At 72.0% G+C, this 13305-nt stretch carries 12 protein-coding genes; 5 read left to right on the top strand and 7 right to left on the bottom strand.

Features of this window, described 5'->3' with window-relative positions; translation table 11 throughout:
* Positions 1–5 precede the first annotated feature (5 nt).
* Positions 6–1271: an Hsp70 family protein gene (locus OG990_RS13850; protein WP_406080799.1), complete on the bottom strand. Its 1266-nt coding sequence runs from the start codon at positions 1269–1271 to the stop codon at positions 6–8.
* Positions 1272–1569: 298 nt separating this feature from the next.
* Here OG990_RS13850 and OG990_RS13845 point away from each other — a divergent pair, with 298 nt between their 5' ends.
* From OG990_RS13845 to OG990_RS13835, 3 genes are all read left to right on the top strand, one after another.
* Positions 1570–2460 carry an IniB N-terminal domain-containing protein gene (locus tag OG990_RS13845; protein ID WP_386992173.1) on the top strand — a complete coding sequence of 297 codons (891 nt, stop codon included), beginning with the start codon at positions 1570–1572 and terminating at the stop codon, positions 2458–2460.
* Positions 2461–2575: 115 nt separating this feature from the next.
* Complete coding sequence (locus tag OG990_RS13840) at positions 2576–4432, top strand: dynamin family protein (protein WP_386992545.1); 1857 nt, start codon at positions 2576–2578, stop codon at positions 4430–4432.
* A complete protein-coding gene (locus tag OG990_RS13835) occupies positions 4429–5889 on the top strand; it encodes a GTP-binding protein (RefSeq protein WP_406080797.1) in 1461 nt (486 codons plus the stop codon). Before OG990_RS13840 ends, OG990_RS13835 begins: the two co-directional genes overlap by 4 nt.
* A 172-nt stretch (positions 5890–6061) precedes the next feature.
* On the opposite strand, the gene OG990_RS13830 is transcribed toward OG990_RS13835, so the two are convergent.
* The 6 genes from OG990_RS13830 to OG990_RS13805 all read right to left on the bottom strand — a co-directional run bounded on the left by OG990_RS13830 (position 6062) and on the right by OG990_RS13805 (position 11816).
* Complete coding sequence (locus OG990_RS13830) at positions 6062–6415, bottom strand: TraR/DksA C4-type zinc finger protein (protein WP_355602753.1); 354 nt, start codon at positions 6413–6415, stop codon at positions 6062–6064.
* 56 nt (positions 6416–6471) lie between these two features.
* The gene (locus tag OG990_RS13825; protein ID WP_406080796.1) at positions 6472–7689 is read right to left on the bottom strand and encodes a ferritin-like domain-containing protein; all 1218 of its coding nucleotides are present in this window, start codon (positions 7687–7689) and stop codon (positions 6472–6474) included.
* Positions 7686–8531: a phosphate/phosphite/phosphonate ABC transporter substrate-binding protein gene (locus tag OG990_RS13820; protein WP_406080794.1), complete on the bottom strand. Its 846-nt coding sequence runs from the start codon at positions 8529–8531 to the stop codon at positions 7686–7688. The genes OG990_RS13825 and OG990_RS13820 overlap by 4 nt, the downstream gene beginning before the upstream one ends.
* On the bottom strand, positions 8531–9700 hold the full coding sequence (locus OG990_RS13815; protein ID WP_406080793.1) for an acyl-CoA dehydrogenase family protein: 1170 nt from the start codon (positions 9698–9700) through the stop codon (positions 8531–8533). The genes OG990_RS13820 and OG990_RS13815 overlap by 1 nt, the downstream gene beginning before the upstream one ends.
* A gap of 137 nt (positions 9701–9837) precedes the next feature.
* Positions 9838–10785, bottom strand: coding sequence for an ion transporter (locus OG990_RS13810; protein ID WP_355602745.1), 948 nt, complete (start codon positions 10783–10785; stop codon positions 9838–9840).
* Between the two features lie 194 nt (positions 10786–10979).
* Positions 10980–11816: an alpha/beta fold hydrolase gene (locus OG990_RS13805; protein WP_406080792.1), complete on the bottom strand. Its 837-nt coding sequence runs from the start codon at positions 11814–11816 to the stop codon at positions 10980–10982.
* A 62-nt stretch (positions 11817–11878) separates the two neighbouring features.
* Between OG990_RS13805 and OG990_RS13800 the strand changes: the two genes are divergently transcribed.
* Positions 11879–12580, top strand: a complete 702-nt coding sequence (locus tag OG990_RS13800; protein WP_386992164.1) for a TetR/AcrR family transcriptional regulator — start codon at positions 11879–11881, stop codon at positions 12578–12580.
* A gap of 190 nt (positions 12581–12770) precedes the next feature.
* Complete coding sequence (locus tag OG990_RS13795) at positions 12771–13130, top strand: hypothetical protein (protein ID WP_406080790.1); 360 nt, start codon at positions 12771–12773, stop codon at positions 13128–13130.
* Positions 13131–13305 lie beyond the last annotated feature (175 nt).

Here is a 13305-nt window from a genome sequence, read left to right as displayed (position 1 = left end):
TGTGGTCATCCTTCGCGTCCCCGGCTGAGGGCCAGCGCCACGCGGGACGCCTTCGGCAGTTCCAGTGGGAGAACCCGCACCGGGGGTCGAGGTGGCGGATCGCCCGGAACGGTGTTGTCGTGGTGAGGGCGGCGCGGCGCCGGGATGGCTGCCCGGCCGGCGCCGCTGACCGGCGCCGGTTCACGTACCGGGTCCGGCCGGCGGGGGCGCGGCGACACCACCTGGCAGGCCGCCCTCGCGGCCCCGGTGGCGGCGGTCAGTTGCGAGTCCGGTTCCACCTCGACGGGGACCGGGAGAGCCGCGGTGATCAGCTCGGTGACGAGCGGGATGCGGGCGGAGCCGCCGGCGAGCAGGACGCCGTCGAGGTGGGCCGGCTTCAGGCCGGCGCCGCACACGGTCCGGAGCAGGAGGTCGACGGTGGCCTGCACCGTCGGGCGGATCATGTCCTCGAACTGCGCCCGGGTCACCGGTATCCGCGCCGGCCCGGTCGGCAGGGTCAGCACCACGTCGGCCGCCAGATCGACGGTCAGCTCACGCTTGACCCGGTCACACTCCGACCGGAGCCCCCGCAGGGCGGCGTTGGTGTCCCGGCGTGCGGTGGTGGCCAACTCCCGGGCCAGCACGGTGCGTACGTGCCCGGCCAGCACCTCGTCGAAGTCGGCGCCGCCGATCTGGTCGAGGCCCTGGGGCGTGCCGAAGCTCTCGTACGTGCCCCGCGGCGTGCGCCGCACCAGTGCCGCCTCGAAGCTGTTTCCACCCAGTGCGTAGACGGCGGCCGTGGTGCCCGCGAACCCGTGCGCCGCGTGGCTCTCGGCCACCGTGACCGTGTGGGGCAGCAGCGTCACGTTGCGCAGGCCGAGGTCGAACAGCGCCCGGTGCAGCAACTCCCGCCGGTACGGGCGCCAGCCCGCCGGGTGGCTGAGCACGATCGCCTCGGCCGGGCCGCCCTCCACGGCGTACACCTGCTCGACCACCCACGTTGCCAGCTCGGCGGCCAGCGTCTGCGGTGCGCACGGCTCGCCGCCGAGCAGCAGGGGCACGTCGTCGCCGATCCGCCGGACGAAGTCCCGTGTGGTGCGGCTGCCGTCGTCGGTCGCGGGCTCGCCGATGTGCAGCGAACCGTCCGTCGACAGGTACAACACCGACGGTACGAGAGCCGAGTCGGCGTTCAGCGGCACCGCCTCGGGGCGCGTCCAGGTCGTGCCGTGTCGCCGCGCGACGGCAGCGGCCGTGTTGGTGTTTCCGATGTCTATCCCCAGGACGTAAGGCATCCGTCTCGTAACTCCCCGTGAGTTGGCTGACCAGCGGTGATGGCGTCGGTGCCGCCCGACGACCCACCCCCGGCGAGCCCCCGCGGGCTCCTACGTTCGTACCAGAGATCGGCTCCCGATCGGGACCCTAATCTGGCCGGGACGGTTTCCCCCAGTCCCCCTAACGTAGGAGGCGCCGGAGGCCCCAACGCGGCGGGACCAGATGCGGGCCGAGCCCCGATGTCCACGGTCGCTCCCCGCAATAACGTCGCTGTCGACGAAAGACGGTCGCCGATGCCAATCCGAGGAGAACCGGCACATGGACTCGCACCAGACCCTTCACGACTTCGTGCTCGACCTGCTGACGAACCCGGACGCGCGGTCGGCGTTCGACCTCGACCCGGAGGGTGCACTGAACGCCGCGGGGCTGACCGACATCACCGCCGCCGACGTGCAGGACGTGGTTCCGCTCGTGGTCGACTACGCCCCGGGGCAGGGTCTCGCGCCGCTGGCTCCGGTCGGGCAGCTCGGGTTCGACCCGCTGGTGACCGACGCCACTGACGCGGTCGGCCAACTGCAGAGCGTGGCGCAGCAGATCAGCATCACCAGCTCTCCCACCGGCCTGGACGTCAAGGCCGGCGTGCTGGGCGCCATCGCCGTCGACCCGGCGACTCTCGCCGCCGGGGTCACCGTGCTGCCCGGGATCGGCCTGGGCGTCGGTCCGAACGGCCTCGACACCGACCTCACCGGTGTGAACGACGTGGCGCACACCCTCGACGCCGACGTGGTGGCGCCGGTGGACGGCATCGCCGACCCGCTGCTCGGTGACGTCACCGGCACGGTCGGCAACCCGACCGGCGTGCTCGGCACCACCGACCCGAGCCTGCTCGGTGGCGACCTGACCGGTGGTCTCCTCTCCGGCACCACCGGTCAGCTCGACGGTGTCGTCGGCTCGCTCGGTGTCGGCGACACCCTGGGCGGGCTGGGCCTGGGTGACGGTGGCGGCGTCGGCGGCGTGGTCCCGCCGGTCGACGTGCCGTCCGTGGTGGGCGGCGTGACGCACCAGGTGGACGGGCTTCTCCCCGGTGTCACCGGCACGGTCGGTGACGTGACCGGTGGAGTCACCGGCGGCGTGCTCGGCGACTCGCACGACGGGGGGCACGCCTCGTCGGACAACGGACTGCTGGGCATCACCGGCGGTCTGCTCTGACCGGGATTCCCGGTGGAAACGGAAGGCCGGATCGCCTCGGGCGATCCGGCCCTCTCCGGTTCCACATCCGGCCCCTCTTGATAATTGAGCTGAAATCCGCACACTTGGTGCGGTGATGGCGGGGATCTGGTTGGACGTGCTGGACGAGATCGCCCGCACGTGCCACACACACGGACGTGGCGACCTGCTCCAGACGGTGCGGCAGCGGCGTACCCAACTGCTGGACCCGAAGCTCCGCGTCCTGGTCATCGGCGAACCGAACCAGGGCAAGAGCCAGCTGATCAACGCGATCATCAACGCGCCGGCCTGCCCGGTAGGCGACGGGCGTACCACCGTTCTCCCAACCGTGGTGCAGCACGCCGACGTCACCTCCGCCGCCGTGGTCCAGGCGCCCCCACCGGCCCCGGGCCGTCCTGCCGGCACCGCGCCCGCGGCGATCGTCGAGCGAACCCCGGTGGCACTCAACCAGGTCGCCGCGGGGGTGGCCGGCACGATCGGGCGTCGGCCCGGTGGCGGCCCGGTGTACGTCGAGATCGGACTGCCCCGCGCCCTGCTCGGTGGCGGACTGGTGCTGGTGGACACTCCGGGCACCGACGAGATCGCCGTGCTCGGCAGCGTCGCCCCGGTCGCCGCTCCCAGCCGCGCGGACACCGTGCTGCTGGTCTCCGACTCCACTCGGGAACTCTCGGTAACCGAACTGAACATGCTGCTGCACGTCATGCGCTCGCATCCGAACGTGGTCGTGGTGCAGAGCAAGACCGATCTCGTGGCGGACTGGCGCGCGGTCGCCGAGCGCAACCGGCAACACCTGGCGGACGCCGGCGTCCCGGTGCCGCTGATCCCGGTCTCGGCGGCGCTGCGGCTGCGCGCTGCCGCGGCCGACGACCGCGGTCTCAATGCCGAGTCCGGCTTTCCCGCGCTGATCGCCCGCTTGCAGCGGGACCTGGCCGGCAAGTCCGACCAACTGGCCCGGGCCTCGGTGCAGGGGGTGGCCCGGACGGTGGTGGAGCAGTTGGCCGCGCCGCTGCGCGCCGAGCTGGCGACCCAGGAGGCCGAGGTGCAGTCCGGGCCGATCTCCCGGCTGCACGCGGCCCAGCGTGAGGTGGACGAGCTGCGCCGCTGCACCACCCGGTGGCAGAACACCCTCACCGACGAGATGGCCGACCTGCTCTCCGACATCGAGTACGACCTGCGCGACCGGACCCGGCAGATCCTGCGCACGGTGGACGAGGCGTTCGACACGGCCGATCCGTTGGTCGCCTGGGACACCTTCCAGGACTGGCTGGAGCGAAGCCTGGTGGAGGCGGCGGAGGCGAACCACGAGTGGCTGATCCAGCGCTGCGACTGGATCGCCCGCCGGGTGGCCGCCAACTTCACCCGGTACGGCTACGACGTGCTGCCGCCGTGGTCGATGACGATGCCGGAGGATTTCGGCGACCGCCTGCCAGAGCTGGAACGTCCGAGGATCGACCGGTTCACCACTGGTCAGAAGCTGTTCACCGGCATGAAGGGCTCGTACGGCGGCATGCTGATGTTCGGTCTGGCGACCACGCTGGCCGGAATGCCGATGATCAATCCGGTCTCGGTCGGCATCGGCGCGCTCTTCGGCGGCAAGAGCATCCGCGACGAGGGCAAGCAGTTGCTCCGGCGCCGGCAGGCGACCGCCAAGACGGCGATTCAGCGGCATGTCGACGACTTCTTCGTCCAGATGATCAGAGACTGTCGGGACGCCGCCCGGCAGGTGCAGCGGATGCTGCGGGACCACTTCACCGGGCTGACCGAGGAGTTGCAGGAGGCCATCGTCCAGTCCTTCCGCAGCGCGAAGCAGGAGGCTGACACCGATGCCGCCCTGCGCGAGCAGCGGCAGCGCGAGATCCGGCTGAGGATGACCCGGTTGGCCGCGCTCTACGAGCAGGCTCAGCAGCTGAGCGGTGCCCGCCCCGCGCCGGTGCTGTTGGAACCCCGGGCATGACCGTCGGGTTGCGGTTGGATGAGGCGGCGTGGGGCTTGCTGCACCAGGCCATCGACCTCTACCAGGACAATCCCCGGGCGCTGGGGGAGTTGCGGCACCAGGTGGCCCGGTTGGAGCAACCGCTGCGGATCGCGGTCGCGGGTCCCTGGCGTTCCGGCAAATCGACGGTGCTGAACGCGCTGATGGGTGAGGAGGTCGCGCCGGTCGAGGGCGCCGACGGCGTCTTCACCTGGTACGAGGACGGTGCCCAGCCGCGCGCCACCGCCTACCCGGCCGGTCAACCTCCGCAGGAGCTGACGGTGCTCAAGTCGGCGACCGGGATGCGGGTGGATCTCGGCTGGCGGGCGGGGGAGGTCCGCGACATCGTGGTGCAGTGGCCGACCCGGGCGCTGCGGCAGGTCACCCTGATCGACACCCCGGCGGTCACCGACACCGGTGAGCAGGGCCACGTGCCGGTGATGGAACGCGTGCTGCGGGACGCGGACGCGGTGTTGTACCTGACCCGCGATGGTCGCGACAGCGATCTGCGGGTGCTGGAGTCCAGCCGGGAGAGTGCCGTCGGGCAGGCCGCCCCGGTAAATGTGATCATGGTGTTGTCCCGGGCGGACGAGACCGGCGGCGGCCGGATCGACGGGTTGCTCACCGCCCGTCAGCTCGCCCGACGGCACCACCGCGAACCGCGGGTGAGCGCGCTCTGCGTGAACGTGGTGGCGTGCAGCGGGGCGCTCGGCCTCGCGGGCCGGACGCTCGGCGAGTCGGCTTTCGCCGCGCTCGCCATGCTGGCCCGGGTGCCCCGACCGGAACTGGAGGCGCACCTGCTCTCCGCCGACCGTTTCGTCCGAGGCGAGCTGCCGGTACGGCTGGGCCCCGAGGTCCGCGCCGAACTGCTGGATCGGTTCGGGCTCTTCGGGATCCGGTTGGCGACCACCCTGGTCCGCGCCGGGTTCGACAGCCGGGTGAAACTCTCCGCCGAACTCATTCGGCGCAGCGGGCTCACCGAGCTGCGGGAGTCGGTGACCCGCTGCTTCATCGACCGCCGAGACACGCTCAAGGCCCGGTCGGCGCTGGCCGCCGTGGAGGCCCTGCTGCGGGCCGAACCCGCCCGGGGCACCGACGAGCTGGTCGGCGCGATCGAGCAGATCCTCGCTGGTGCACACGAGTTTCGGGAGCTACGCCTCCTGGTGGCGCTGCGCAACTCCCGGCTGGGCTTCGACGCCGACCTGGTCGCCGAGGCGCAGCGACTGATCGGGGGCGACGGGGTCGGGCTGGCCGCCCGACTCGGTGTCGAGCACGAGGCGACCGTGCAGCGGCTCTGGGAGGTCGCCGCCGATGCTCAGTGGCGATGGAGGGACCGGGCGGAGGATCCCCTGCTCCCGCTGGCCCAGCGACGCGGCGCGCAGGTCGTCGTCCGGAGCTGCGAGGGGATGCTCGCCGAGTTGGCCGCGGGCGGCCGGTGAGGAGCTTCTCCACCCGGACACGGATCTCGCCGCGGATCAGGCGGACGGCCTCGACGCCCTTGCCGGCCGGGTCGTCGAGCGGTGGGCTGCCGTCCGCGCCGCTCACCCTCATCGCCCTCGACGCCGCGCCCGCCGACGCTCAGGCCGGCGGCAGCTGCGGCAGCTGACCACATCACCGCCGGCTGGCGCAGGCGACACACGTACGCGCCGAGGGGCGGGCGACCAGCCGCTCGGCGGGAATCGGCCGGGAGCAGCGTTCGCACACGCCGTACGTGCCGGCGTCGACCCGTTGCAACGCGACGTCCAACTCGGCGAGGCGCCGACGCGCCGCCTCCAGGACCGCGGTGAGCTGTGCCCGTTCGAACGCGATCGTGCTGCCCTCGGGGTCGTGCTCGTCATCGGCGTTGGACGACCGGGATGCCTCGAAGAGGCTCCGCAGATCGCCGTCCATGGCTGCGGCCTGAGCCTCGGTCTCGGCGCGCAGTCGTAGCAGTGCCGCACGGACCGAGTCGTTGTCCCTGTTCATGACCGTTCAACGGTACTGCGCAGGCCCGCAGACCGCCGGCGGCCCGCGCGCTGGATCTACATGAAGTTGCGGGTGTGCAGGGCGGAGAGCGCGGCCGCCTCGTCGGGTCGGAAACCCAGCCGTACCAGCCGGCGCTGGCGGCCCTGATCCATCGCACGCTGCAGGTCCTGCACCCGGTCGAAGCCGGCGGACACGTCATCGGGGCGCCAGCCGCCGGCCGCGAGCACCACGAGCGCGTCGAAGACGTCCGCGTTGAGGCCCGCGGTGTCGACGAGCGCGTCGTGCCGGCGGTGGATGGCCGCCCGCAGTCGGTCACGCAGCCGCGGGTCCACGGATGCCTGGTGCTCCAGGTGCGCCATGCCGAACACCACGTGCCGGCGCTCGTCCTGCATCGCCAGCCAGCAGATCCGGCGGGTCACCGGGTCCGGAGCGTTCTGCTCCAGGAACGAGAGCAGGTCGACGAAGCTGCCCTCGCCGAGCACCGAGAGCAGGAACGAGGCCAGCGCGAAGTCGGATTCGGCGACGAGCGTGAAGAGCGACTGCCGGCCGCCGGCCGACGACGTGCCCAGCTCCGCTCCGCGCAGCAGCGCCCGCCGGCTGAACACCTCCATGTGCCGAGCCTCATCGGCCATCTGTACGGCGAGAAGCTGCACCACCTCGCGGAAGTGCGGGTGGATGCGCCCGACGAAGCGCGCCGGCACGACGAGTGCGGCCTGCTCGTTCTCGACGAGGTAGGTCATCACCTGCACGACCGCGGTCTCGACGTCGGCCGGCAGCGTGAACGCGTCGTCCCACGACACCGCGGTCTCCGGGTCCCACTGCCGCGCGGCCGCCTGCGCGTACAGCTTGGGCGCGACGTCGGCCCAGACCAGATCGCGCTCGTCCAGGTCGAACCGGGCCTCGGGGCCGCCGGCCTCCAGCAGCGCACCGCGGGCGCCGAGCCCCCAGCGCGGCGGCGGACGACTGCTGAGCGCCGACGGCAGGGCGGGCCCGGCCCGCTCCGCGCCGAACCAGCGGTCGTCATCCGCCGTGCCCCGGACGACCACCGCCGCCAGCTCGCTCCGGTCGGCCGGATCCGGCCATTCGAGCCGGTGGCCCCGGCTCCGGCACCAGGCGGGCAGGTGCACGGGCAGGGCCGGGTCGCGGCCGGATACCGCCAGCCGGCCGCCGGGCGGTAGCCCGGCGAGGGCGCGTTGCACCAGCAGGTGTGCGCCCCGGCCGAAGCCCAGGCCGCCGAGGTCGATCTCGACGTCGGCGGCCGGCACGCGGCTCACGGCCGATAGTCCGCGGCCGTCACCCGCCCGTCGGCGGCGTAGAACCCGCTCGCGTCGACCGCCCGGGCGAGGGCGTCGTACCCCGTGGTCCGGCCGTCTTCCCAGGCCGTCAGCCCTTCGAGGTCGAGCAACGGCCGTACCTGCGGGTCGGCGTACGACATGCCACGCAGCAGCGTGCCGAAGAGCTGGACCCCGGCGGACGTCGGGTCGAGCACCGTCATGTTGCAGTGGTCGTATCGTGCGGTCTGCGCGACGATCCGGGTGCCATCGGCCGGCAGCGTGCCTTCCTGAACGAACGCCAGGTGGTTGGCGTCGATCATGCAGGCGGCGTCCACCTCCTTGGGCATGAGGGCCCGAGCGGCGTCGCGCTCGCCGCCGATGTGGTCGCCGTGCAGACCGACGCCGACGTCGAACCGGCGTACCTCGACCTCGACCCCGGCGGCCGCGAGGTGCCCGAGCGGGATCAGCGTCGCCTGTGGACTGTCCACGGCACCGACGGCCACCAGCATCCCGGCGAGGTCCTCGACCTGCCGCACCGGTGAGTCGGCGCGCACCACCACGACCGAGGTGAGGTCCCGGTCGGTGTCGCGCATGGTGAGTGCTCGCACGGCGCTGCCGCTGGCCGCCGCCAGGCGTTCGGCCCGTAGCCAGGCGAGGGGGGAGTTCCACGCCGCGTCGATCCGCCCGGCGACGAGGTCCTCGACCTGCCGCTCGTAGTGGGAGTAGAGGACGAAGTCGAAGTCCAGCCCGCCCTCTCGGAGCCAGGCACGGAAGCCCTCCCAGATGGTCACCACCTTGGGGTCGTAGGCGACCGCCCCCATCAGGACCGCTGGCGCCGACATCAGCGGTTGGCCTCGTCGAGCAGCGGCAGCCCGGTAGCGACGCGACCGACGAAGTCGTGCAGGGCGTCGGTCGTAGGTGCCATCACCCGGGCCGCACGAGAGTCGCGGAATCGGCGTTCGAGGCCCAACTCCTTGCGGAACGCGCTGCCGCCGCAGAGCTGCATCGCGCCGTCAGTCACGTCGGCGGCCGTCTCGCCGGCGAGCGCCTTGACCTGCAACACCCGCAGCATCGCGTCCTCCCGGCCGGTCTCCAGCGCGGTGAGGGTGTCGCCGAGGAAGGCGCGCAGGGCGTCGGTGCGGATCTTCAGTTGGGCGAAGCCGCGCCGGGTGACGGGCGCGTCGCGCAGGGCCGCGCCGGTGTGCGTGAGCGTGGTCCTGGTGAGGTGCCGGCCGGCCTCGGCGACCGCGCTGTCGGCGAGGCCGAGGCAGAACGCGGCGTTCAGCACCAGGAACCAGGGGAGGACCGCGCCAAGCGCGGTGTCCAGGCCGGCACCGTCGGCGGCCAGCATCGCGCCGGTGGGGACCCGGAGCCCGTCGGCCGTCATCGGTCGGGAGCCGTTGCCGCGCAGGCCGAGCCCGTCGAAGTCGCCGGTGATGCTGAGGCCGGCGCTGTCGGCCGGGACGAGCCACAGGGTCATCGGACCCGCCCCCGGGGACAGCGGGAGGCTCGACCAGACATAGCTGTTCACCTCGCCGGCCGAGGTGACCCAGCTCTTCCTGGCGTCGAGCCGGACGGTGCCGTCGTCGGCGGCCGACGCGGTGCCGGTCGGCGACCAGAAGTGGCTGCGCGAACCGAACTCGGAGAAGGCCAACGTGGTCAGATGATCGCCGGCCGCGATGGCCGTGCGGACCTCGCGCGTGCCGTGTGCCTCGATGACGGCGGTCGCCGCGTAGTGCATGAGAACAACCATCGCCGTGGAGCCGCACTCGGCGGCCAGCCGCTCGATGACCTCGGCGACCGCGCGCATCCCCTGGCCGCCGCCACCGACCTCGGTCGAGGAGGCCAGGCCGAGCAGGCCAGCCGAGGCGAGGGCGTCGACGCCCTGCCGGGGAAAGGAACCGTCCCGGTCGACAGTTGCCGCCTGGGGGCGGATCACGTCGTCCATCAGCGTGCCGAGTGCGTCCGGGGTGTCGGTGTTGGTGCGGGCATTGTCGACACTGGCCGTCATGCGGATGCCCTTCAGTCAGACCTGTAGGACGCCATCGAGACTAACTGGTACGCGGACCGCCACGGAAGAACGTCGGATGACCGTCACGTGCTGGAATGCGCCGCACCGGAGGGTGTATCCGGCACCCGGCGGCCGGTTCATCGTCCGGCACGGGCGTCCTCCCGGTGTGGGCGGCCGTGCCCGTCGTCGCGGTCGATCCGCAGTTCCCGTTCCAACTCGGCGATCACCGCCCGCAGGTCGTCCAGCCGTTGGGTCAGCGCGATGCGGTCCAGCTCGTCCGGTACGCCGTCACCGTCCTCGTCGTACCCGGGGGCCAGCCGCTCGGTCATCTCCAACCGGCGTGCCTCCTCCATCGAGTTGACGATGACCGCGATGAGGATGTTGAGCAGCAGGTTGACGGTGATGATCACGTAGCTGACGTAGTAGAGCAGGGTCCACGGCGAGATGGCCATGCCCTGCTCGATGAGGTCCGGCAGCGTCTCCAGCGACAGCAGCACGAACAACGTCAGCAGGGACCGGCCGATGTCGCCGTACTCCTCCGGGTACCTGCTGCCGAAGATCAGCCAGCCCGCCATGCCGTACACGTAGAGCGTCACCACGGCCAGGGCGAGGAAACCGCCGACGCCCGGCAGGCTGCGCCACAGGGCGGCGACGATGGTGCGAAGGCCCGGCGAGAACCGCACCAACCGGATCATCCGTGCGACCCGCACCACGCGCAGCAGCGCCGGGTCACCGTGCAGGCCCGGTATGAAGATCGCCGCGATCACCACGAAGTCGAAGACGTTCCAGCCGTGCCGGAAGAAGTCCTGCGGACGACGGCCGTACGCAGCCAGCCGGATGCCGATCTCGACGACGAAGACGGCGCGGAAGAACAACTCCAGCCAGTGCAGCGCCGCACCTGGTGCGATCAGGCCGTCGTACGTCTCCAGACCGAGGACTACCCCGTTGGCGAGGATGACGACGACGATGCCGATCTCGAAGGGGCGCGAGTCGGCGAGTCGCCGGCAGCCGTCGACCAGCCTCGACCGGCCGTCTGTCGGTGCGGCCGGCTCACCTCGCTGGGCGGGCGCGGGTGCTCCACTCACCAGCCGGCCGGCCCGGTGGTGTGTTCCGAGGCCGCTGGGCGGCCCGACCTGTGGCCGTCATGATGGCGGTGCGAGGGGCATTCGGGCATGTCCCCCAGCCTAAGCCAAGATCAATAACCGTGGGCGGCCGTGCGTGCCGCGCGATGGCGCCGAGATCCATTGGGGACGGCCAGGCCGGGCGGCCGCGTGGCCCGTCAGGTGTGGGGCGTCCGCTGCGGCGTCACCGGGGCCGCGAAGAAGTCGACGAGCGGCTCGACCATTCTCGGGTACGCCCGGTTGATGGCGTCGTGCCCGCTCCGGGGAATCGTCAGCGTCCTGGCTCGTGGCAGCGCGCGGGCCAACGCCTCGTTGAGATCGACGTAGCAGGGCGGGCCGTCGGCGCCGCACGTCAGCAGCACTTCGCAGGTGACCCCGTCCCACTGGGTGGCCGGGCCGTCGTGCGCCAGGATCAGGGCCGTCTCGTCCAGAGTCATCGGCAGCAGCTCGCCCATCGTGCGCCCGATCGGGGTACGCATGAACGCGCGAGTGATCGCGACCCGTACGCCGAGCGGGAGCTTCGCCGCCGCCATCTGCGGGTTGATGCCGGCGGCCGTGATGGCGAGGCCCCGAGCGGTGTCGCCACGCCGCAGCGCCGCGCGGGCGGGCTCCAGCCACGCGGACGGTGAGCCGCCGTCGATGGAGATCGCGGCGTCGTAGAGGGCGAGTCGGTCGATCGGCAGCCGGAGTGCGGCCCGGAGCGCGATGAAGCCGCCGGAGCTGTGGCCGATGACATTGCCGGACCCGGTGTGCTCCAGCACCACGGCGAGGTCGTCGATGTCCTGGTCGAACGTGTAGGGCATCGACCTGGGCGGGGCGTCGGCCCGTCCCCGCCGGTTGTAGAGGTGCACGGTGAACCGGTCGGCGAGGGCCGTGGCCAGCCGGCCGTACACGTCGATGGTGACCCCGCCGCCGTGCACCACGACGATCCCGGGTCCGCTGCCCGTGGAGTGCAGCACGATGCTGGCGCCGTCCCGTGCCGTGATCCGTTCCATGATCGGTCCGCCCTTCCGCCATGTCTAAACTGCGAACGACGTTTGCAGTTTACAGTAGATCGGTGAGCGACGCACCGAGGAAGTCCGGCGGCGGTGACACCGACCGGCAACCGATCTGGACCAGGCCCGAACGCGGCAGCCGCGGTCCCGTTCCGGCGCACAGCCGCGACGAGATCGTCGCGGCCGCCATCGCACTGGCCGACGCCGAAGGACTCGCCGCGGTGTCGATGCGCGCCGTCGCGACCGCGCTGGGCACCGGCGCCGGATCGCTCTACCGGTACCTGTCCTCCCGTGACGACCTCCTGGACCTGATGACCGACCGGGCCGTGGGGGAGCTGCGGCCGTACCCGCAGGCGGAGGGCGACTGGCTGCACTCGATGCTGCTGTTGGCCCGCCGGCAGTTGGCGCTGCACCGGCGCCACCCGTGGTTGTTCGACGTGAGTCACCGACCGTCCGGCATCGGCCCCGACAGCCTCGCCTGGTTCGACAACTGCCTGCGGGTCCTGGAACCCGTCCGCTGCGCCGCCACCGCCAAGTTCGAGGCGATCGCCATGATGACCGGCGTGGTGAGCCTCTTCGCCCGCAGCGAGGCCACCTCCGGGTCGTTCAGCTTCGCTGGTGGCGACCTCACCGCGTACCCGCACATGGTCGCGGCGTTCAGCCAGCCCTCGGCGCCCGCGCCCCGGACGGACCTCTTCGAGCGGACCGTGCGCAGTCTGCTGACCGGGTTGCTCCTCGCCGACCCCACGGAGACGGCCCCCTGACAACGGCGGAAGGGCGCACCACCAGCCGATGCTGTTGAGGCGTTCGGCTGCCCGACGCGGCGCCGGTTGTCTAGGTTTCGGTGGTGAGCCCGGGGGAGTGGTCGGGTCGACCGGGCGGGTGCGGCGGCCGACGATGACGGCGGGCCGATGGAGAACCGTCGTGCGTGAGCCTGGTGAAAGGTACGTGATCGTGTCAGATTCTGATCTTGCGGGCCTGCGGGAACGGGCCGCGAACGGTGACCGGGACGCGGTCGACCAGCTCGTCGAGCTCGCCGGTGAGCGGGGCGACCTGGCGGAGCTGCGCCAGCTCGCAGAGAGCGGCAACACCGACGCGGCGGCTCAGCTCGTCGAGCTCGCCACTGAGCGCGGCGACATGGACGAGCTGCGGCGCCTGGCCGACCGGGGCGACCAGGACGCGACCGATCAGCTCGTCGAGCTGGCGACCGAGCGGGTCGATGTCGCCGAGCTTCGACGGCTCGCCGACGGCGGCAACCGGGACGCAGCCGACGTCCTGGCCGACCTCACCGAACAGGACGACGAGACGGAGTAGCCGACCGGCACGTGTCGCCGTGCAGACCGCTTGCGACGCCCACGAGCGCGACCTTGACCAGCCTGCCGCGGCGGTGTGCCGGATGTTCCTGCTCCCCGGCTGCACCCGATGCTTACCGAGCTAGCCGGATCCCGGCCCCAGCCGACCACCGGCGACGTGGCGCTCCCGGCCACAG

It is taken from the genome of Micromonospora sp. NBC_00858, from assembly GCF_045207365.1.
Lineage (GTDB): Bacteria > Actinomycetota > Actinomycetes > Mycobacteriales > Micromonosporaceae > Micromonospora.
Note: the sequence above shows the minus strand (reverse complement) of the source record. Positions and strands in the feature narration are given on the sequence as shown.

Coding starts and splice junctions, on each gene's coding strand:
- OG990_RS13850 (WP_406080799.1), bottom strand. CDS start 1,271: ATGCCTTACGTCCTGGGGATAGACATCGGAAACACCAACACGGCCGCT.
- OG990_RS13845 (WP_386992173.1), top strand. CDS start 1,570: ATGGACTCGCACCAGACCCTTCACGACTTCGTGCTCGACCTGCTGACG.
- OG990_RS13840 (WP_386992545.1), top strand. CDS start 2,576: ATGGCGGGGATCTGGTTGGACGTGCTGGACGAGATCGCCCGCACGTGC.
- OG990_RS13835 (WP_406080797.1), top strand. CDS start 4,429: ATGACCGTCGGGTTGCGGTTGGATGAGGCGGCGTGGGGCTTGCTGCAC.
- OG990_RS13830 (WP_355602753.1), bottom strand. CDS start 6,415: ATGAACAGGGACAACGACTCGGTCCGTGCGGCACTGCTACGACTGCGC.
- OG990_RS13820 (WP_406080794.1), bottom strand. CDS start 8,531: ATGTCGGCGCCAGCGGTCCTGATGGGGGCGGTCGCCTACGACCCCAAG.
- OG990_RS13815 (WP_406080793.1), bottom strand. CDS start 9,700: ATGACGGCCAGTGTCGACAATGCCCGCACCAACACCGACACCCCGGAC.
- OG990_RS13805 (WP_406080792.1), bottom strand. CDS start 11,816: ATGGAACGGATCACGGCACGGGACGGCGCCAGCATCGTGCTGCACTCC.